The organism is Wolbachia endosymbiont (group A) of Bibio marci (assembly GCF_947251645.1).
In the GTDB taxonomy this organism is placed as follows: domain Bacteria; phylum Pseudomonadota; class Alphaproteobacteria; order Rickettsiales; family Anaplasmataceae; genus Wolbachia.
In genome coordinates, this window is sequence record NZ_OX366364.1 from 184,413 (window position 1) to 202,059 (window position 17,647).

Here is a 17,647-nt window from a genome sequence, read left to right on the forward strand (position 1 = left end):
TGTCAAGTAAGTTTTTCGTTTCTGCGGGCTACTGAATAACGGCTACAATGTTTGTACAGCTATGTACATAGTGCTGGAACCCAAAAAAAGAACCAAGTAGCTTGGCTACTTGGATGACAAAAGGTAATGCAAGAAATCTATTGGCTCTCGTATACCTTAGTGAAACTTAATAAGTTTATCTATAGTTTTAGTGATGATTCTTGGAGTATCCGGAGAAACTGCTGAGCTCAGCCTATTTAACCGCTCTATAGCAAATTCGCTGTTCTCATTTGTTATGAAATCACATAAAATATTTTCTATATCCTTAGTAACACTTTCATGCTTCCTCAGAGGATGATTATGTGGATACCTATTGATGGTTCTGACGCTAGAATACTCAACAAAAGCTTGATCCTTAAAAGCAAGTTGTCTCAATTTCTCTTTGAATTTTCCTTCTTCCTCTTTTGCTAAAAGGCGGGACTTTATCAGTGATTTTATAATCAAATTTATAGCTTGATGTATTTCAGAATGCACTATAACTTTAATAGTATTTTCCTCTACTATACAATCATAAATACTTTTTTCGCTCTTTAATGACTCTATAAGCGTTCTGCTATTTTGTGAATTCAATTCCAAATTCTCTTCACTCATAGGAGTTATTATAAAGGTATTCTTATTTACTCTGATGTTAAATTGTGAAAATCCTTCAGAAAAGGAAAATGCTACATCCTTAGATTCAAGTGCGTGATTGCATGCAGAAAAAAGGGTATGTGCTATAACATTGCTGGGCACCTTCATTCCATGTTTACTCAGGTGGTTCAATACATTTTCAACCTCATGATATGTAAAGTCTGTATCTTTTAGCAATTCAACAACTTCTATGCCGTTGTGCTGCTTATACTCTATTCTCACTTCTTCTGTAAAAAGTGTTTTAGCTGCTATATGTTTATCAAGCACTGTGAAAATCTTGATGAAATTCTCTAAATCTTGTTTGTTAACTAATTCGATACTAATTAAGTTTCTGCTAATAATTGAAATATTTTTTGTCATTTTTTCCCACTAAAAAAACTCACTAAATGAATTGTATTTTTAATTCATTAAGAATTGTTTAAAGTGAGCATACTAGCTTTTCACTCGTGCATTACATGACAATGAAAGCGAGATAAAAATTATATAAAATCATCGCGTAGTACAACGCCTTCTTCATATTCGTCATTGCTACTTGTGTAGGTTGTGACATCAATGTGATTGTCATTATTATTTAGCATATCATCCAACTTTCCTTCTTTTTCAAGATCCATCAATTTGTCACACCCCCCAATGTGCTTATCGTTGATAAAAATCTGTGGAACTGTTCTAACGTTATACTTTGATTTTATGTCGTTAAATAGATCTGAGTTTTTGAGCACATCGATTTCTTCATATTTCACACCTTTTTTATCCAGCAACTCTTTTGCTTTTTTGCAGAATGGGCAGTGCTGCTTTACATATATTATAACTTTTCCTTTAGTATTTTTCACAATTTATCTCCGTAGCTTACTAAAATATAGTTATTATATATAAGAAACATGTAAAAACATCAAATTGTATGAAAATTATTTATAATTGTGAGCAAGGGATAGAAAATAATATAGCACTGACCTTCGGAAATTTCGATGGCATTCATTTAGGACATAAATTTGCAATTTCCACTCTAAAGAAGGTAGCACAAGAAAGAGGATTACCCTCCGCAGTTTTAACTTTTGAGCCTCACCCATCAACTGTTTTATTTGGTAGAAACAATTTTAGGTTAATAGACCAAGAACAAAAAAAGGAACTGATCAGCAGCTATGGTATAGATTACTTGTATATTATTAATTTTAATAGAGGTTTTTCTGAGGTTAGCTGCGATGACTTTATCAGTAAGATTTTAATAGATAAATATGGCGCTAAACACATAATTGTCGGAGAAAATTGCACTTTTGGTCATAAACGATTGGGTGATATATTAACTCTAGAGAAATATTCTGAAACATATGGATACTCTTTGACTAAATTAGAGCCATTAATAATTGACGGCAAAATTTGCTCTTCTTCTTCAATAAGGGAGTATGTACAGAGGGGCGAAACAGAAATTGCTAATAAATTGCTCGGCAGACCTTATCAAGTTTCTGGTGTTGTGACAAAAGGTGCATGTAGAGGTAGAGAAATAGGATTTCCAACCATAAATATTCCTATAGAAGATTGCATGATAAAACCAAAATTTGGTACATATTACGCTAAAGTGATGTTTTCTGATAATAACCCAAATTGGTTATATGGAGTAGTCAATATTGGTATGAGACCTACATTTAAGGATCTGAAAAAGCCCATAATAGAAATGCACATATTCGATTTTGATGAAGACGTATATAATCATAAAGTCAACATACAACTTTTAAAATTCATAAGGTCAGAAAAAAAATTCCATAGTATTGAGGAGTTAACAAAACAGATAAATTATGATATACTTAAAGTTTGTAGGTTAAAGGCAAATTTATGAAAAAGTTATGCTTAATTGTTATATTAATTATAGTATTGATTGACCAAACGAGCAAATCGTACATAAACTCATTGATTGATGAAGGAGAATCAATTGAGATCACTAGCTTTATAAAGCTAGTTGAAGTTTGGAATTCAGGTATTAGTTTTGGAATGTGTAGCGCTTTACCACATGGCGGTTTCTTTTTTTCAGCAGTTTCAATACTAATAATTGGTATACTTGCATACTTGATATACAAGTCTGATGATCAGTCAACTTACCTTGGTTTTTCTCTGATGATTGGTGGAGCAATCGGAAACGTAGTTGACAGGATCTACTGGGGAGCTGTATATGATTTCATATATTTTCATATTGATGATTGGTATTGGCCAGCCTTTAATTTAGCAGATTTATCTATAGTTTGTGGAATGTTTACATTGCTATATAAGTGTTATATATACGATATGCTTATTTCTAAACAAAATGAGGAATAAAATAATTATGTTTACATAATGTTGACATCGCTATATAAGTGGTATACATATGATATGTTTATTTTCAAACAACAATGAGGAATAAAATAATTGTTTTTATATTAGGTCGAAATAATGCTTCATAAGCTTTTTAGTTTTCTTATACTACCTGCACTTTTTTTTACTTATCCAATTTCTTTGAAGGCTTTAAGCATAGAGCACGACATAAAACATGCTAAACTCAGTAACGGACTAGATGTCTATGTTGTTCCTAATCATCGGATTCCAGCCGTTTTACATGCAGTGATATATAAAGTTGGGGGAATGGATGATCCAATCGGCAAAGCAGGATTGGCTCACTACTTTGAACATTTAATGTTTGAAACTACAGGGAAGTTCACAGATATAGAAGCCACTATGAGTAGCATTGGGGCTCAATTTAACGCATTTACCACTAAAGAATATACTTGTTATTTTGAGTTGGTCCCAAAAAAAGATTTACCACTTGCAATGGAAGTTGAAGCAGATAGAATGGGCAGCTTTAATGTTACTCAAGACAAAATAGATAGAGAAAAAAACATTGTACTGGAAGAAAGAAAAATGATATTTGATAATCATCCTAACAACTTGTTATGGGAAGAAATGAATAGTGCATTTTACCGTACTGGCTATGGTAGATCTGTTATCGGCTGGGAGAGCGATATCAAAACTTACAATCAAGATGACATAACGAGGTTTCATGATAACTATTATCACCCCGGCAATGCAATATTACTGATTGTTGGTGATGTGGAATTTGATGAAGTAGTGAAGCTAGCAGAAGAAAAATATGGTGACATTAAGTCTAAGGCAGTAATTAGGCATTACCCAAATCAAGATCCAGTGCATAATGCAGGTTTATTGGTGATTTTAGAGAGCACTGAAGTAAAAGAACCAGTTTTATATTTTCGTTATCGTGTTCCCTTATTTGAGCACATAAATGAAGCCTCTGCTGCTCATTTAGCGATTGACATTTTAGGTGGCGGCAAATCCAGCAAACTGTATAAAGATTTGGTTTTAGATAAAGATGTGGCAGTATCAGTATCTGCTTATTACAATAGTTTAACTTTTAGTGATGGCTACATTGATATTGAAATAATTCCAAAAAGCGGAGTTAATTTAGATATTGTTGAAAGAGAGTTAGATAATGCTATTAATAACTTCATGTCTAAAGGAATAACGGATGAGGAGTTGCAAAGCTCGAAATATAGATACAAAGTAGCACAATTTGATAATCTATCTGACTTAACTCATATAGCAATGTTTTATGTGCCACGCCTCGCACTTGGTATTCCACTTGATGAAATAGATATTTCATATAGCAAAATCAATGATGTTAATTTAGAGGATGTAAATAACAAAATTCGTACTATCTTTTCTGCTAATAAGTTAATTGGCCGTTTATTACCAAAAGGAGATGATAATGAGAATAAGTAAATTTGTACTTCTATTTTTTTTCTGCCTAAGCTTTAATTTACAAGCAAGTGGTAACTTAAATATAGAAGAGGTTACTACCCGTAAAGGGTTTAAGTTTCTATTCGTTGAAAGCCACGATTTACCAAAAGTTTCACTTAATATATCGTTTAAAGATGCAGGTTATGCACATGAAAATGCAGAAAAACAGGGACTTACTTGGTTTACTTCTCTTGTAATTCAAGAAGGGGCAGGAAAAAATGATGCCAAAGGTTTTGTGAAAAAGCTTGAAGATAAAGGGATTAGTCTACGTTTTAGTGCTGGTTTAGAAACGTTTGGAGTTTCGTTGAACACTCTGTCTGAGAATTTAGAAGAAGGTGTTTCACTACTTAGCGACGCTATAACGCGTCCTAAAGTTGACTCTGAAGGGTTGAATAGAGTTTTCGAGAAAGCCAAAGTTGATTTTAATAATCTTGAAAAAAATCCTTTTTTTGTTGCTAAAAAAGAATTGGGAACGTTGTTATTTAAAAAGCACCCTTACTCAAAAAGTGAATATGGAACTCTTGATACTATAACAAATATTACTAGAGACGATGTTTTAACATACATAAAGCGCAATTTTGCTAAAGATAACATAGTTATCAGTGTTGTTGGTTGCATAAAAAAAGAAGAAACTATTACATTATTAGATAAATATTTATCTAAATTACCATCAAAAAGATCGAAAGTTAGAAAAATACCTGTAAAAAATAATTTTGGTTCTGCAGAAAGTAAAAATATTTTTATGGATATACCACAGAGTGTGATACTTTTTGCTCAAAAAGGTATAGCTTATGAAGATCCTAATTATTATAACGCTAGTGTCTTGATTAATGCACTTGGTAGCATGGGATTGAATTCAATATTAATGAAAGAACTGAGGCAGAACTTAGGTATTACTTATGGTGTTAATGCACGTATTCTTACCAATAAACATGGGAACGTTATAGCTGGAAGTATTAATACTGATAGTTCTACTGCCAGTCAATCAGTATCAGCAATAAAAGATACGCTGAGCAAGGTTCAAAAAGAAGGAATTGACGAACAATTGTTCAAGGATGCAAAAATTGGCTTGGTAAATAATCTTGTCCTTCTCCTGTCCAATAACACAAATACAGCAATGCTGCTCGATAATATGCAGATAAATGATCGTGATGTTAACCTTATAAATAATTATGCGAATATCATTAATGATGTTAAATTAGAGGAAGTAAACGAACTGGCAAGTTCTTTACTGGAACCCGAAAATTTATTTTTTGTTGAAGTTGGAAAAAACACTCAAAGTCAATAATGAATACTTTCTGCTATTGATCTTACTGCTTCTACATAACACTTATGCTCCTCAGCTAGAATGCGTTCTGAAAGGCTTTGAATATCATCAGCTGGTAACACTGGCACAGCAGCTTGAGCAATTATGGCTCCAGCATCAACTTCAGGAGTGACATAATGTACAGTACAACCTGTAATTTTTACACCTGCTTTTAGAGCTTGCTCTTGAGCGTTTAGACCTTTAAAAGACGGAAGTAAAGAGGGATGAATATTTATAACCTTGTTATGCCATTTACTCAGAAAATCAGCTTTGAGAATTCTCATAAACCCTGCAAGGCAAATTAAATCAACCTTATGTTGAACAAGTATTTTGTGAATTTTATCAGCATCAAGTGGTTTATTATTAACAACAAACGCTGGGATTCCTGCTTGCTCTGCTGTTTTCAGACCAGCAGCTTCGCTATTATTTGTGATAACACATGCAACTTCTGCGGGAAAATTCTGATCTTGACATGCTTCTATCAAGGCCTGCATATTTGATCCCCTGCCTGAAATTAGTATTCCGAGTTTTATCTTTTTCATTGTAGCACAGTTAATTTAAAATTTAGTTAATACTAACAAAACAGCTCAAAAGGAAAACTTATTTTATAGCAAAGAAGGCAGACTAAACTCTTTATATAAGTGGACCTCTAATTTTGGACCTCACTGGACAACACAAAAATAACGAATAGCCCCATGTACCCAGCTAAAACTAGCTTTAATGCTTAGATATTGTGCTATTTTTGTATAATATACCACTATAAGTATATATTTTTGTAATCGCGTTATTATTTATTTAACAAAGTATTAGTATAATTTATTACACTGGATTAAATGGAGAAAGTTCAATGAGTAAATTACCGAACAATGCAAAAATAGGTAAATCTCAGGTTACTCAGTGGGAGGTAATAAAAAATTGTGAATATGCTGATAATTGCTTGTCAAAAATAGTAACTTTGTACGTTATTAGAATAACTCAGCTATCAGATTTTTATACGAGTGACGAACCTGAAATTAACACTGTTTTAGCAAGAATAAGCGTGACAAGTGAAAATGTATTTTTAAACAAGGCTACTACTATTGAAGTTATGGAAGGTATTTTTCCGTATAAATTTAACAGCAAGAAGAGAAATAACATATTAAGGTTAGAAGATTTATATAATTATTTATGTTCTATTGTTAATAATAGCCTCCCAAAAGAAATGCTTGAAAGTCTTGTAAGGGAATATAAGGATGCTGTTAACTTATTTAAAGCAATTACTTAACTGAACGTAGTATTTTTAAGATTCTACTTTCTATTTCAGAAATGCCACTTTCAAGATCTTTATCTATCAAATACATGGTAGACAAATACGTTTTTTGCTTGCTTTCAACATTGATAGTTAAAGTTCCGGGAGTGATTGTAACTGAACTAGCAAATAATGCAATGCTTTCATCATTATGCCCTTTGCATCTTCTTAGGATAATGATCGGTTCAAGCTTAGATTTGAGTTGTAGCACCTTTTTTGTTACATAAACACTTGATAAAATGATTTGGTAAATTAACCATGGTATATAACTCACGAGCTTATAAAACGACAGTCTACTCGTACCATTTAAAATCTGACTCAGAGCGCTTTCAGCGTTTATCAACCGTCTAAAGATAAACAATGTGAATATAGAGGAAAACACTCCACAAAAAATAAAGAACGGCTCAAAATAACCAGACAGTATAATCCATAGAACAAATAAAGTTATAAACGACAGAGAAAAAAATTTGATTTCCTTCCTAAAGTTGAGGTTTTTCATAGTCTGTAATATAACTTAAATGACTCTTTAAGGAAAGATAATAACGAATATTTAGGTTCTTGACTTCTATGTTAAAAGATATAACAACTAAGTTATGCATTTTAAGTGAGGAAGTTATGAAATATGACGAATTTATGGAAATATTAAAAGAAATAGATAGCCTTTTAGATTTGAGCAAGGACAATATAGTTAAAAAAATAAAAGCTGAGTTACAAAAAAAGATTCAGGTTTATGTCAAGAGTGGGAAAAGAGTAACCCTGACAACGATAGTAGACCTAACATAGATCACAAATTCACTATATCTCGTGATCAAAATTATGGGGAAGTCACATTGTTGCATCTTGCTTCTTATGGGAACTGTGCAAAGGTAGCAAAAGCTCTGATTGAAAACGGGGCAGATGTTAATACAGAATATGATAATAAAATTACTTCTTTACATATTGCTGTTCACTATGGCCACAAAGATACAGTAGACATTCTAATCGCAGAAGGAGCAAAGGTTAATGCAGAAGATGATAAAGGATGTACTCCTTTACATATTGCTGCTACACATGGCTACGAAAAGATAGTACAAGCTCTATCAAAAGCAAAAGGAATCAACGTTGATGCAAAAAATAGTAATGGATGGGCTCCTTTACATATTGCTGCTACAAATGGCTACGAAGGTGTAGTAAAAATTCTAATCGAAGAAGAAGCAAAGGTTGATGTACAAGGTAGTAGTGAGTATACTCCTTTGCATTATGCTGCTAAAAATGGCCACGAAGATGTAGTAAAAACTCTAATTGCAAACAAAGCAAATGTTAATGCAGAAGATGATAAAGGATGGGCCCCTTTACATATTGCTGCTGAAAAGGGCCACGAAAAGATAGTACAAGCTCTATTAAAAGCAGAAAGAATCAACGTTGATGCAAAAAATAGTGATGGATGGACTCCTTTACATATTGCTGCAAATAACCACGAAAAGATAGTACAAGCTCTATTAAAAGCAGAAGGAATCAACGTTGATGCAAAAAATAGTGATGGATGGACTCCTTTACATATTGCTGCTACATATGGCCACGAAAAGATAGTACAAGCTCTATCAAAAGCAGAAGGAATCAACGTTGATGCAAAAAATAGTAATGGATGGGCTCCTTTACATATTGCTGCTACAAATGGCTACGAAGGTGTAGTAAAAATTCTAATCGCAGAAGAAGCAAAGGTTGATGTACAAGGTAGTGGTGTGTGTACTCCTTTGCATTTTGCTGCTGAAAAGGGCCACGAAGATGTAGTAAAAATTCTAATTGAAAACAAAGCAAATGTTAATGCAAAAGATAATTATGAACGTACTCCTTTGCATATTGCTGCTTACTATGGCTATGCGAATGTAGTAAGCATTCTAATCGCAAAAGGAGCAGAGGTTAAGGCAAAAAGTAATAATGGATGTACTTCTTTGCATTATGCTGCTGAAGAGAACCACATAAAGGTAGTAAAAATTCTAGTTGAGAAAGCAGATGTTAATGCAGAAGGTATTGAGGACAAGACTCCTTTACATATTGCTGCTGCAAAGGGCTGCAAAGATGTAGTAGAAACTCTAATTGCAAAAGGAGCAAAGGTTAATGCAGAAGATAATTATGAACGTACTCCTTTGCATATTGCTGCTTACTATGGCCATACAAATATAGTAAGCATTCTAATCGCAGAAGGAGCAGAGGTTAATGCAAAAAGTAATGATGGATATACTTCTTTGCATGTTGCTGCTGAAAAGGGCCACGAAGATGTAGTAGAAACTCTAATTGCAAAAGGAGCAAAGGTTAATGCAGAAGATAATGATAGATGTACTCCTTTACATCATGCTGCTGAAAAGGGCCACGAAGATGTAGTAAACATTCTAATCGCAAAAAGAGCAGAGGTTAATGCAAACAATGGTGATGGACGTACTCCTTTACATCTTGCTGCTAAAAATGGCAAGATAAAAGTGGTGGAAGCTCTGCTAGAAGCTGGAGCAGACCCTTCATTAAAAGATGTTGATGAAAAAACGCCAAGAGACCTTACTAAAGATCAAGGTATAATTCAGCTTGTAGAGGAAGCGGAAAAAAAACAAACGTTAAAAAATGAGAATAAAAAAACGCCAAAGGATCTTACTGAAAATAAAGATGCAATACAGCTTCCAGAGAAAAAGGAAGAAAAACAGGTTGGAAAAAATGCAATTGTAAAAGGTGTTATTGTGTGTTTTGTAACTGCGGTGATAGTTGGTGCTACACTTGCACTTACTACCGCCCTATCTGTGCTAGCAATAATTGGGCTAGTTGCAGGATCTGCGCTCATAGTTGGTGCTGGTCAATATATAATGTCAAAGCCTAAAACTGAAATGAAAGGAGTAAAGCAGGAACTTGTACCTGGAAAGGCAAAAAAAGCACTTACTTGATTTTTGTTATCCTGTTGCTATCAGACTAGCCTGGCACCTTATATTTATTGGAATAATTGTTTTGTTATGAATTAAGTCAAAAATTCTGTAATATATTGAAGCTTAAAGATATCTTTAGATATGGAAGTTATTGCAGAAAATAGGAAAGCAAGGTTTGAATATTTCATCTTAGAAGAATTTGAAGCAGGTATGGTCTTATTAAGCAGTGAAGTTAAATCGCTAAGAGAGAGAAAAGTAAATATTTCCGACGCTTACGTTATCGAAAGAAATAGTGAAATATGGCTGCATAATATGCACATTGCAGAATATAAAGCTGCAAACCGAAAAAATCATAAGCCAAAAAGGGAACGTAAATTACTCTTGCATAAAAAGGAGATAAACAAACTAATTGGTCAAATCAAGACTGCTGGGATAACTGTTGTGCCGCTTTCGATCTATTTTAATGATAAAGGATTTGCAAAAACTAAAATTGCCATTGTAAAAGGAAAAAAACTCTACGATAAGAGAGCAACCATAAAACAGAGAGAGTGGGATCGTGAAAAAAGTAGATTGTCTAAGAATAATTTGTAGCAAAATATGTCTTTAAATCCAGTAATTTTCAGCATCGGTCCTGTTTCTATATATTGGTATTCCTTAGCCTACGTTTTGGGTATAGTGTTTGCATATTGGTATTTACATAAGCTAGACGACCAAAAAATATTTACTAAGAATTTTTACGATTCGTTATTAATAGCCACTATTGTAGGTATTATCCTTGGAGGCAGACTTGGCTACGTATTGATATATGATCCAGTTCTTTATATAAGCAACCCTATCGAGATATTGAAAACCTGGGAAGGAGGGATGTCATTTCATGGTGGTGCTATAGGAGTTTTGCTTGCAGTAATAATTTCGTGTAAAAGACATAATATCCCTACATTTTATGCACTGGACCTAATTTCTTGCGGAGTTCCCATAGGTTTATTTTTAGGTCGCATAGGCAATTTTATAAACGGAGAGTTATTTGGCAGAGTTACAACTATGCCATGGGGTATGGTATTTCCAGAGAGTGGTGATAATTTGCTGCGTCATCCAAGCCAGCTTTATGAGGCATTTTTTGAAGGACCGCTACTTTTCGCAGTTGTAAATTCACTGTTTTTCTTGACTAGAATAAGACTGTATCACGGTGCGTTAACTGGTATTGCAGTTATGTGGTATGGAATAGCACGTTTTTTCGTTGAGTTTTTTCGCGAACCAGACTATCAAATTGGCTATTTGTGGCTTGATTTAACTATGGGGCAGTTGCTTTCTATACCTATGGTTTTGCTGGGAATGCTTGTATATCTAGGCGCATTAAATTTAAAATTTAATACGAAATCTGTTACATAGAGGAAAGGTGAGTTTAATAGAAAAATGTAGCCAGAAACCCTACATCATGCACAATTGTACGAATTTTCTGCGTTGTAGTAGAATAAATGTGAGATCCGGTGGGCTTTGTTGCATCGCACCTTATACTGGTAGTAATTTACGATAAATATCATGTAGCCATTTCAAATTTAGCCATACCAATTTCAGTAAATTGATTAAGCAAATAGCACTTAATCAGCAATTCTTTTTCGCGATTTACTTCGGATTTATTCCTAAAGCTGAATCCAAATATTTGCTTTAATCTTGAGAAAAACCCTTCAATATAAGATCTTTTCCCATAATTTACTTCTTTTTTCCATTCTTTCACGCCATCTTCACCGTATAATTTTATTAACCTAATAGCAGCATTTCTGTCAGACATATAATCTATTTCTGGATGTTCTGCCGCATTGTTTATTGGTGGAATTTTTGCCTTTATATCATATTCGTGACACAATTTGTAAAACTTGTGCCTATCATATGCCCTATCTGCATATAGTGCTTTTATGACATGCTGAAAATTAACTTCTTTAAGCAAATCGCAAGCTCCATAGTGATCAGAGTAGACACCGTTACTGTATTTTACAGCTATGGCTTTTTTGCTGTTTATATTCAACATTACATGCAATTTTCTTGTCTGTTCATAGCCACGATATTTTCTGTTAGCGCTATTTTCCTTGCTGTGACCAGGGGTATTGTTGTAAATGCTGATACCTGTACTATCTATAGCAATTTCGATGTCTTCCATATTATTTTTATCAATTCTGCAATCATTGATCTTAATATTAAGTTTCTTAAACCTTCTTGATGCTTGTGAATAGCTGATAACTGCTAAATCTCTTCCTATTTGTTGCATATATCCTTTTATAAACCCCACCGTTTGTCTTAAACCAATTCTAAAAAGATTGACAATTATATGCACCAAAATCACAACTTTATCACTGTAAATATAGTTGCCGCCTTGCATTTTTGGACTATTTTCATACCAATTTTCTATGGCTTCATTGATATAATGAAAAATATTTCCTCTTTCCTGGAGAAATTTGTTATATTCATTTTGGTTACTGACTTTCATTTTCTGTGGCATATTTTTTCTTCAACAGTTAAATGGTTATTTATAATGAATTTTGTCAGTAGCCACCAGATTTTTTCGGTTGCTATGCAACAAAGCCGATCCGGTGTCATTCCAGCGCGTAACGCTAGGCCATAAAAATTCCTTGACAAACTTCGCCAGCCCTCTTATCATGGGACTGAAGGTATTCAGTTATCTTCATCTGTGCAGATTAAACAGCAAAAAAACAACGTAGTTGGCGTCTTATTTTTAATTTTTTGCACTATGTGCACCTTATGTCTTCACAACATTTCTAGGTTTTTACCTATATAAGCTGAAACGCGCTTATAAGTCGTTTAAGACAGTATAGTACGCCGATTTGCAGGATTAGAGAGTGAACACTAATTACCACGGGGTTTCTTTTGCCTTTTTTTCTGCTTAGTAAATTTCTTAAACATTTAAACTAAGGTGAGTTGCATTTAAAAGCAGCTAAATTGCAGTGTTTAAGACTTAAAAAACGCCAATACTGAAAATAGACAATGACTAGGGCTTCTTTTGCCTTTTTTTTCGTTTGGTAAATTTCTTAAATATTTATAGCTAACATGAAGCTAAGTACGAACTTTGTTAAACACAACAAATGGTGTCATTCCAGTTCTCCGACACTGGGATGGCTTTGTTGCATAGCAACCGAAAAAATCTGGTGGCTACTGACAAAATTCATTATAAATAACCATTTAACTGTTGAAGAAAAAATATGCCACAGAAAATGAAAGTCAGTAACCAAAATGAATATAACAAATTTCTCCAGGAAAGAGGAAATATTTTTCATTATATCAATGAAGCCATAGAAAATTGGTATGAAAATAGTCCAAAAATGCAAGGCGGCAACTATATTTACAGTGATAAAGTTGTGATTTTGGTGCATATAATTGTCAATCTTTTTAGAATTGGTTTAAGACAAACGGTGGGGTTTATAAAAGGATATATGCAACAAATAGGAAGAGATTTAGCAGTTATCAGCTATTCACAAGCATCAAGAAGGTTTAAGAAACTTAATATTAAGATCAATGATTGCAGAATTGATAAAAATAATATGGAAGACATCGAAATTGCTATAGATAGTACAGGTATCAGCATTTACAACAATACCCCTGGTCACAGCAAGGAAAATAGCGCTAACAGAAAATATCATGGCTATGAACAGACAAGAAAATTGCATGTAATGTTGAATGTAAACAGCAAAAAAGCTATAGCTGTAAAATACAGTAACGGTGTCTACTCTGATCACTATGGAGCTTGCGATTTGCTTAAAGAAGTTAATTTTCAGCATATCATAAAAGCACTATATGCAGATAGGGCATATGATAGGCACAAGTTTTACAAATTGTGTCACGAATATGATATAAAGGCAAAAATTCCACCAATAAACAATGCGGCAGAACATCCAGAAATAGATTATATGTCTGACAGAAATGCTGCTATTAGGTTAATAAAATTATACGGTGAAGATGGCGTAAAAGAATGGAAAAAAGAAGTAAATTATGGGAAAAGATCTTATATTGAAGGGTTTTTCTCAAGATTAAAGCAAATATTTGGATTCAGCTTTAGGAATAAATCCGAAGTAAATCGCGAAAAAGAATTGCTGATTAAGTGCTATTTGCTTAATCAATTTACTGAAATTGGTATGGCTAAATTTGAAATGGCTACATGATATTTATCGTAAATTACTACCAGTATAAGGTGCGATGCAACAAAGCCATCCCAGTGCCAAGCACTGGGATGACAAGAAGAGGGCACTGGGATGACATCTTTCAACATTATATCATGAACTTTCTAAAATTCATTGAACTGTGCTTTCAAACGGTAGTGCCGGGGTGTGAGTATAATGATTATCAGTATATAAAAGTCATAGCAGACAGACTTGAAGCGGCAAATGTTGGCAAAATGTGTCAAGGAAGTTTTTCGTTTCTATGAGCTACTTGGCTCTCTGTTATAATGTTCGTTTGCTTGACCTAAGATCCAGGAGTATTTAAACTGAACTCTATATAGTGTTAAAAATGATAGGAAATCTAAGCGGAATAGTTGATGAAGTGCGCAGCGATCACATAATCCTGAATGTGAATGATGTTGGCTATATGGTGTATCTTTCAGCCAAAACTTTAAGTGCTTGTGCAATTGGAAGTAGAATCAAATTACTTATCGAAACCTATGCAAATAGCAGAGAAAGTGTCGCTCAGCTATATGGTTTTATAAGCAAAGAAGAACAGCAGTGCTTGAGGTTGCTTGTTAAAGTAAGCGGCGTTAGCTATAAAACTGCAATGTCAATTTTGAGTAAATTAACTCCAGAACAGCTATTTTTGGCAATTATGAATGAGGATAAAGTAGCACTCAAGATGAGTGGACTTGGCCTGAAACTCATAAATCGAATCATCACTGAATTAAGTGGCAAAGTGAGTAAATTAGAAATAAATAACAATAACTTTAATCCAATTAATGAAGATGCCCTTTCAGCATTGATCAATCTTGGGTATGAAAAAATGAAAGCTTATGATACGATAAAAAAAATACAAGACGAATCGCCAAATCTGGATACTAAGGATATTATTCGCATAGCGCTTAAGGAGCTCTCAACATTATGAAATCAATATCGTGCGATAAAGAATATACTGAAGATGCACGCAATATCAACATCAGACCTGAACAACTTGATGATTTTGTCGGGCAAAAAGACTTAATACAAAATTTAAAAGTGTTTATAAACGCTGCAAAGACGAGAACTGAAGCTTTAGATCACGTCTTATTGTACGGTCCTCCAGGGCTTGGCAAAACAACTTTAGCACAAATTGTCTCTAAAGAGTTAAGGGTCAGCTTTCGCGCAACTTCTGGTCCTTTACTTAGTAAAGCTGGGGACTTGGCTGCAGTGCTTACCACTTTAAATGCAAAAGATGTTCTATTTATCGACGAAATCCATAGATTAAATCGCAGCATCGAAGAAGTTTTATATACTGCTATGGAAGATTTTTGCTTGGACATATTAGTAGGTGAAGGTCCATCTACTCGCACTTTAAGGATAGATCTACCACCATTTACGCTAATCGGAGCAACCACACGGCTTGGATTACTTTCTGCGCCACTCAGAGATCGCTTTGGCATTCCTTTGCATCTTGAGTTTTATTCTTTTGAGGAGCTAGTCGATATTATAAAAAGAGGCGCAAGAGTTCTTTCTGCTGAAATTGAAGAGGGTGCCGCGCGGGAAATTGCCTGCCGTGCGCGCGGCACTCCAAGAATTGCTTTGAGGTTACTCAGAAGAATAAGGGATTTTGTTGAAGTGAAAGATGATAAAAAAATCACTTATGAAGTCGCTGATTCTGTATTGCTAAAATTGGGTGTAGATAAAATGGGACTTAATAAACTTGATATGCATTATCTAAGATTTTTATTCAACACCTCAGGACCTGTTGGAATTGACACTATATCTATTGCACTATCTGAGGATGTTGGCAATATTGAAGAAACAGTAGAACCTTATTTAATCAAAATTAGTTTTGTAAAGCGCACACCAAGAGGACGCGTTCTAACCGACCAAGCAAAGGAGTATTTGAGCTTTCAACATTAAACATCATAATTTATATTGATTAATCGGCATGATATCTATATTCTAACATTTATATATTAAGAATAATGGAAACATATATGTTAACTAATAGCACTGAAACTGTATCTTTGATTGGAACTTCTTCTAATTTAAATATCAGTCCTTCTGATAATAATCCAATTTCGGATACTAAAAATGTACCTAAATCAACAATTGAAACTTCTCCTGATCAAAGTGTAAGTGATGATTCTTATGCAGTGGAAAAAGGACTTCCTGATAATGCGCCCAAACTTGCACCAGGCGAGAGGCCGTTTACAGGTACCAAAGATACACGTGACTGTAGTAAAGTTATAGATCTTGATGATGAAGAAACAAGACGTAAATTCTTTTTTGCTGCTGAAACTGACAAAGAAGGACAAAATGAGCATAGGGGTAAGTATGTTGTAGGCAAAGTTCTTGACGAAGTTATTAGTGAAGTAAAGAAACATTTTCCTCACTATAAAGCAGTAAATCTTAGAACAGGTAGAAAGCCAGGTAAGCCTGAACTTACTGCAAGAGTTATGCTAGACAATATACAAGAAGGGATAAATATAGCTAAATTTTTAAATAGTGATGTGTGCAAACAATATAACATAAAAGCATTTACATTGTTACTACCTCCAAGCGAAAAAAGAGGGATACGTCTCCGAATTGACGAACATGGAACAAAAATTTACGAAGTGGCAAATGGGTCATATGAGATGACTCTGAAGTGGCATGTTGAAGGAAAGGAATGTAATATTAAAATTAACATTTATGATAATGGCTCCGTAGAACTTATTGAGAGTAACGGTGTTACTAAAGAGCAATTGGCTGCAAATAATCTAAAAATAAGAAGGCAATATGAAGCAAAGCCTTTACATGAAGCGTTAGTATCACAATTGCCACAAACACAATTACAACAAGGCTCTGAAGTAGTAAAAGTTTTGCCACAATCTTCACAAGTGCAACAGATGTGAGCATAACGCGAAAACATCAAGCTTCTGCTGCTCACAATAGGTAAAGTAGTGAAAATTCAGTATAAGTTGCTTGCATCTGCAAGTAACTTATACTCTTATAATGAGCAATGTAATACTGCCAAGAAATTTCTACGAGCGGCCGACCTTAACTGTAGCTGGAGAGTTATTGGGAAAAGTCCTCAAATTTTCTAACTTTAGTGGAATAATAACCGAAGTTGAAGCCTATATAGGAATGAGTGACCCAGCTTGTCATGCAGCAAGAGGCTATACTAATCGAACCTCAGTAATGTTTGGTATGCCGGGGTTTTCGTACGTATATTTTATATATGGGATGTACTATTGTCTAAATATTGTAACAGAAGCAGAAGGGTTCCCAGCAGCAGTGTTAATACGGGGATTAAAGCTCATTGAACCGCTTGAGGCAAATTTAGGTGGGCCAGGAATATTGTGTAAAAGATTAAATATTACAAAAGAACACAACAAACTAGACCTTACTATAAGCCACAAATTTTGTGTTTACGAATCTCACCTCAACCCGGATTATGTGTGCACTCCGAGAATCGGAATTAGTAAAGGCCAAGAGAAATTTTGGCGGTTTAAGATTTTCTAAATTGAGCATAACCGTTCAGCCAATGGCGTCAACTTAAGAGCCTTCATTAGCAAACCCTCCT

The 17,647-nt window shown here is 34.1% G+C and carries 22 protein-coding genes; 16 read left to right on the plus strand and 6 right to left on the minus strand.

Features of this window, described 5'->3' with window-relative positions:
* Window positions 1-156: 156 nt before the first annotated feature.
* On the minus strand, window positions 157-1,029 hold the full coding sequence (locus tag OPR48_RS01100) for a hypothetical protein (protein WP_265026212.1): 873 nt from the start codon (window positions 1,027-1,029) through the stop codon (window positions 157-159).
* 119 nt (window positions 1,030-1,148) lie between these two features.
* Window positions 1,149-1,499: a glutaredoxin 3 gene (grxC, locus tag OPR48_RS01105; protein ID WP_265026213.1), complete on the minus strand. Its 351-nt coding sequence runs from the start codon at window positions 1,497-1,499 to the stop codon at window positions 1,149-1,151.
* 68 nt (window positions 1,500-1,567) lie between these two features.
* Here grxC and ribF point away from each other — a divergent pair, with 68 nt between their 5' ends.
* The 4 genes from ribF (at window position 1,568) to OPR48_RS01125 (ending at window position 5,734) form a co-directional block, all read left to right on the plus strand.
* Window positions 1,568-2,500: a riboflavin biosynthesis protein RibF gene (gene ribF, locus OPR48_RS01110; protein ID WP_265026214.1), complete on the plus strand. Its 933-nt coding sequence runs from the start codon at window positions 1,568-1,570 to the stop codon at window positions 2,498-2,500.
* Complete coding sequence (gene lspA, locus OPR48_RS01115) at window positions 2,497-2,973, plus strand: signal peptidase II (protein ID WP_265026215.1); 477 nt, start codon at window positions 2,497-2,499, stop codon at window positions 2,971-2,973. The genes ribF and lspA overlap by 4 nt, the downstream gene beginning before the upstream one ends.
* A gap of 114 nt (window positions 2,974-3,087) precedes the next feature.
* Entirely contained in the window at window positions 3,088-4,428 is a 1,341-nt protein-coding gene (locus OPR48_RS01120; protein WP_265026216.1) for a M16 family metallopeptidase, read from the plus strand.
* Window positions 4,415-5,734, plus strand: coding sequence for a M16 family metallopeptidase (locus OPR48_RS01125; protein ID WP_265026217.1), 1,320 nt, complete (start codon window positions 4,415-4,417; stop codon window positions 5,732-5,734). The genes OPR48_RS01120 and OPR48_RS01125 overlap by 14 nt, the downstream gene beginning before the upstream one ends.
* On the opposite strand, the gene purN is transcribed toward OPR48_RS01125, so the two are convergent.
* Window positions 5,728-6,294 (minus strand): phosphoribosylglycinamide formyltransferase, encoded by a 567-nt coding sequence (purN, locus tag OPR48_RS01130; protein WP_265026218.1) that lies wholly within the window; start codon window positions 6,292-6,294, stop codon window positions 5,728-5,730. The genes OPR48_RS01125 and purN overlap by 7 nt on opposite strands.
* 305 nt (window positions 6,295-6,599) lie before the next feature.
* Here purN and OPR48_RS01135 point away from each other — a divergent pair, with 305 nt between their 5' ends.
* On the plus strand, window positions 6,600-7,016 hold the full coding sequence (locus OPR48_RS01135; protein ID WP_006279382.1) for a hypothetical protein: 417 nt from the start codon (window positions 6,600-6,602) through the stop codon (window positions 7,014-7,016).
* Here OPR48_RS01135 and OPR48_RS01140 read toward each other — a convergent pair.
* Entirely contained in the window at window positions 7,009-7,539 is a 531-nt protein-coding gene (locus OPR48_RS01140; RefSeq protein ID WP_265026219.1) for a Na+/H+ antiporter subunit E, read from the minus strand. The genes OPR48_RS01135 and OPR48_RS01140 overlap by 8 nt on opposite strands.
* A gap of 59 nt (window positions 7,540-7,598) precedes the next feature.
* On the opposite strand from OPR48_RS01140, the gene OPR48_RS01145 reads away from it, so the two are divergent.
* The 4 genes from OPR48_RS01145 (at window position 7,599) to lgt (ending at window position 11,314) form a co-directional block, all read left to right on the plus strand.
* Window positions 7,599-7,823 carry a hypothetical protein gene (locus OPR48_RS01145; RefSeq protein ID WP_265026220.1) on the plus strand — a complete coding sequence of 75 codons (225 nt, stop codon included), beginning with the start codon at window positions 7,599-7,601 and terminating at the stop codon, window positions 7,821-7,823.
* 47 nt (window positions 7,824-7,870) lie between these two features.
* Complete coding sequence (locus OPR48_RS01150) at window positions 7,871-9,946, plus strand: ankyrin repeat domain-containing protein (protein WP_265026221.1); 2,076 nt, start codon at window positions 7,871-7,873, stop codon at window positions 9,944-9,946.
* 120 nt (window positions 9,947-10,066) lie between these two features.
* Window positions 10,067-10,516 (plus strand): SsrA-binding protein SmpB, encoded by a 450-nt coding sequence (gene smpB / locus OPR48_RS01155; protein ID WP_265026222.1) that lies wholly within the window; start codon window positions 10,067-10,069, stop codon window positions 10,514-10,516.
* Between the two features lie 6 nt (window positions 10,517-10,522).
* Window positions 10,523-11,314: a prolipoprotein diacylglyceryl transferase gene (gene lgt / locus OPR48_RS01160; protein WP_265026223.1), complete on the plus strand. Its 792-nt coding sequence runs from the start codon at window positions 10,523-10,525 to the stop codon at window positions 11,312-11,314.
* A 148-nt stretch (window positions 11,315-11,462) separates the two neighbouring features.
* On the opposite strand, the gene OPR48_RS01165 is transcribed toward lgt, so the two are convergent.
* The gene (locus tag OPR48_RS01165; protein ID WP_265025723.1) at window positions 11,463-12,419 is read right to left on the minus strand and encodes an IS5 family transposase; all 957 of its coding nucleotides are present in this window, start codon (window positions 12,417-12,419) and stop codon (window positions 11,463-11,465) included.
* Window positions 12,404-12,556 carry a hypothetical protein gene (locus OPR48_RS01170; protein ID WP_265026224.1) on the minus strand — a complete coding sequence of 51 codons (153 nt, stop codon included), beginning with the start codon at window positions 12,554-12,556 and terminating at the stop codon, window positions 12,404-12,406. The genes OPR48_RS01165 and OPR48_RS01170 overlap by 16 nt, the downstream gene beginning before the upstream one ends.
* A 429-nt stretch (window positions 12,557-12,985) precedes the next feature.
* Here OPR48_RS01170 and OPR48_RS01175 point away from each other — a divergent pair, with 429 nt between their 5' ends.
* The 7 genes from OPR48_RS01175 to OPR48_RS01205 all read left to right on the plus strand — a co-directional run bounded on the left by OPR48_RS01175 (window position 12,986) and on the right by OPR48_RS01205 (window position 17,586).
* Window positions 12,986-13,153, plus strand: coding sequence for a hypothetical protein (locus tag OPR48_RS01175; protein WP_265026225.1), 168 nt, complete (start codon window positions 12,986-12,988; stop codon window positions 13,151-13,153).
* On the plus strand, window positions 13,138-14,094 hold the full coding sequence (locus tag OPR48_RS01180; protein ID WP_265025539.1) for an IS5 family transposase: 957 nt from the start codon (window positions 13,138-13,140) through the stop codon (window positions 14,092-14,094). Before OPR48_RS01175 ends, OPR48_RS01180 begins: the two co-directional genes overlap by 16 nt.
* A complete protein-coding gene (locus OPR48_RS01185; protein ID WP_265026226.1) occupies window positions 14,091-14,357 on the plus strand; it encodes a hypothetical protein in 267 nt (88 codons plus the stop codon). The genes OPR48_RS01180 and OPR48_RS01185 overlap by 4 nt, the downstream gene beginning before the upstream one ends.
* 83 nt (window positions 14,358-14,440) lie before the next feature.
* A complete protein-coding gene (gene ruvA / locus OPR48_RS01190) occupies window positions 14,441-15,022 on the plus strand; it encodes a Holliday junction branch migration protein RuvA (RefSeq protein WP_265026227.1) in 582 nt (193 codons plus the stop codon).
* A complete protein-coding gene (gene ruvB / locus OPR48_RS01195; protein ID WP_265026228.1) occupies window positions 15,019-15,999 on the plus strand; it encodes a Holliday junction branch migration DNA helicase RuvB in 981 nt (326 codons plus the stop codon). The genes ruvA and ruvB overlap by 4 nt, the downstream gene beginning before the upstream one ends.
* A gap of 65 nt (window positions 16,000-16,064) precedes the next feature.
* Window positions 16,065-16,976 (plus strand): hypothetical protein, encoded by a 912-nt coding sequence (locus tag OPR48_RS01200; RefSeq protein WP_265026229.1) that lies wholly within the window; start codon window positions 16,065-16,067, stop codon window positions 16,974-16,976.
* 100 nt (window positions 16,977-17,076) lie between these two features.
* A complete protein-coding gene (locus OPR48_RS01205) occupies window positions 17,077-17,586 on the plus strand; it encodes a DNA-3-methyladenine glycosylase (RefSeq protein ID WP_265026230.1) in 510 nt (169 codons plus the stop codon).
* Window positions 17,587-17,647 lie beyond the last annotated feature (61 nt).

Coding starts and splice junctions, on each gene's coding strand:
- OPR48_RS01100 (WP_265026212.1), bottom strand. CDS start 1,029: ATGACAAAAAATATTTCAATTATTAGCAGAAACTTAATTAGTATCGAA.
- ribF (WP_265026214.1), top strand. CDS start 1,568: ATGAAAATTATTTATAATTGTGAGCAAGGGATAGAAAATAATATAGCA.
- lspA (WP_265026215.1), top strand. CDS start 2,497: ATGAAAAAGTTATGCTTAATTGTTATATTAATTATAGTATTGATTGAC.
- OPR48_RS01120 (WP_265026216.1), top strand. CDS start 3,088: ATGCTTCATAAGCTTTTTAGTTTTCTTATACTACCTGCACTTTTTTTT.
- OPR48_RS01125 (WP_265026217.1), top strand. CDS start 4,415: ATGAGAATAAGTAAATTTGTACTTCTATTTTTTTTCTGCCTAAGCTTT.
- purN (WP_265026218.1), bottom strand. CDS start 6,294: ATGAAAAAGATAAAACTCGGAATACTAATTTCAGGCAGGGGATCAAAT.
- OPR48_RS01135 (WP_006279382.1), top strand. CDS start 6,600: ATGAGTAAATTACCGAACAATGCAAAAATAGGTAAATCTCAGGTTACT.
- OPR48_RS01140 (WP_265026219.1), bottom strand. CDS start 7,539: ATGAAAAACCTCAACTTTAGGAAGGAAATCAAATTTTTTTCTCTGTCG.
- smpB (WP_265026222.1), top strand. CDS start 10,067: ATGGAAGTTATTGCAGAAAATAGGAAAGCAAGGTTTGAATATTTCATC.
- lgt (WP_265026223.1), top strand. CDS start 10,523: ATGTCTTTAAATCCAGTAATTTTCAGCATCGGTCCTGTTTCTATATAT.
- OPR48_RS01165 (WP_265025723.1), bottom strand. CDS start 12,419: ATGCCACAGAAAATGAAAGTCAGTAACCAAAATGAATATAACAAATTT.
- OPR48_RS01175 (WP_265026225.1), top strand. CDS start 12,986: ATGAAGCTAAGTACGAACTTTGTTAAACACAACAAATGGTGTCATTCC.
- OPR48_RS01180 (WP_265025539.1), top strand. CDS start 13,138: ATGCCACAGAAAATGAAAGTCAGTAACCAAAATGAATATAACAAATTT.
- OPR48_RS01185 (WP_265026226.1), top strand. CDS start 14,091: ATGATATTTATCGTAAATTACTACCAGTATAAGGTGCGATGCAACAAA.
- ruvA (WP_265026227.1), top strand. CDS start 14,441: ATGATAGGAAATCTAAGCGGAATAGTTGATGAAGTGCGCAGCGATCAC.
- ruvB (WP_265026228.1), top strand. CDS start 15,019: ATGAAATCAATATCGTGCGATAAAGAATATACTGAAGATGCACGCAAT.
- OPR48_RS01200 (WP_265026229.1), top strand. CDS start 16,065: ATGGAAACATATATGTTAACTAATAGCACTGAAACTGTATCTTTGATT.
- OPR48_RS01205 (WP_265026230.1), top strand. CDS start 17,077: ATGAGCAATGTAATACTGCCAAGAAATTTCTACGAGCGGCCGACCTTA.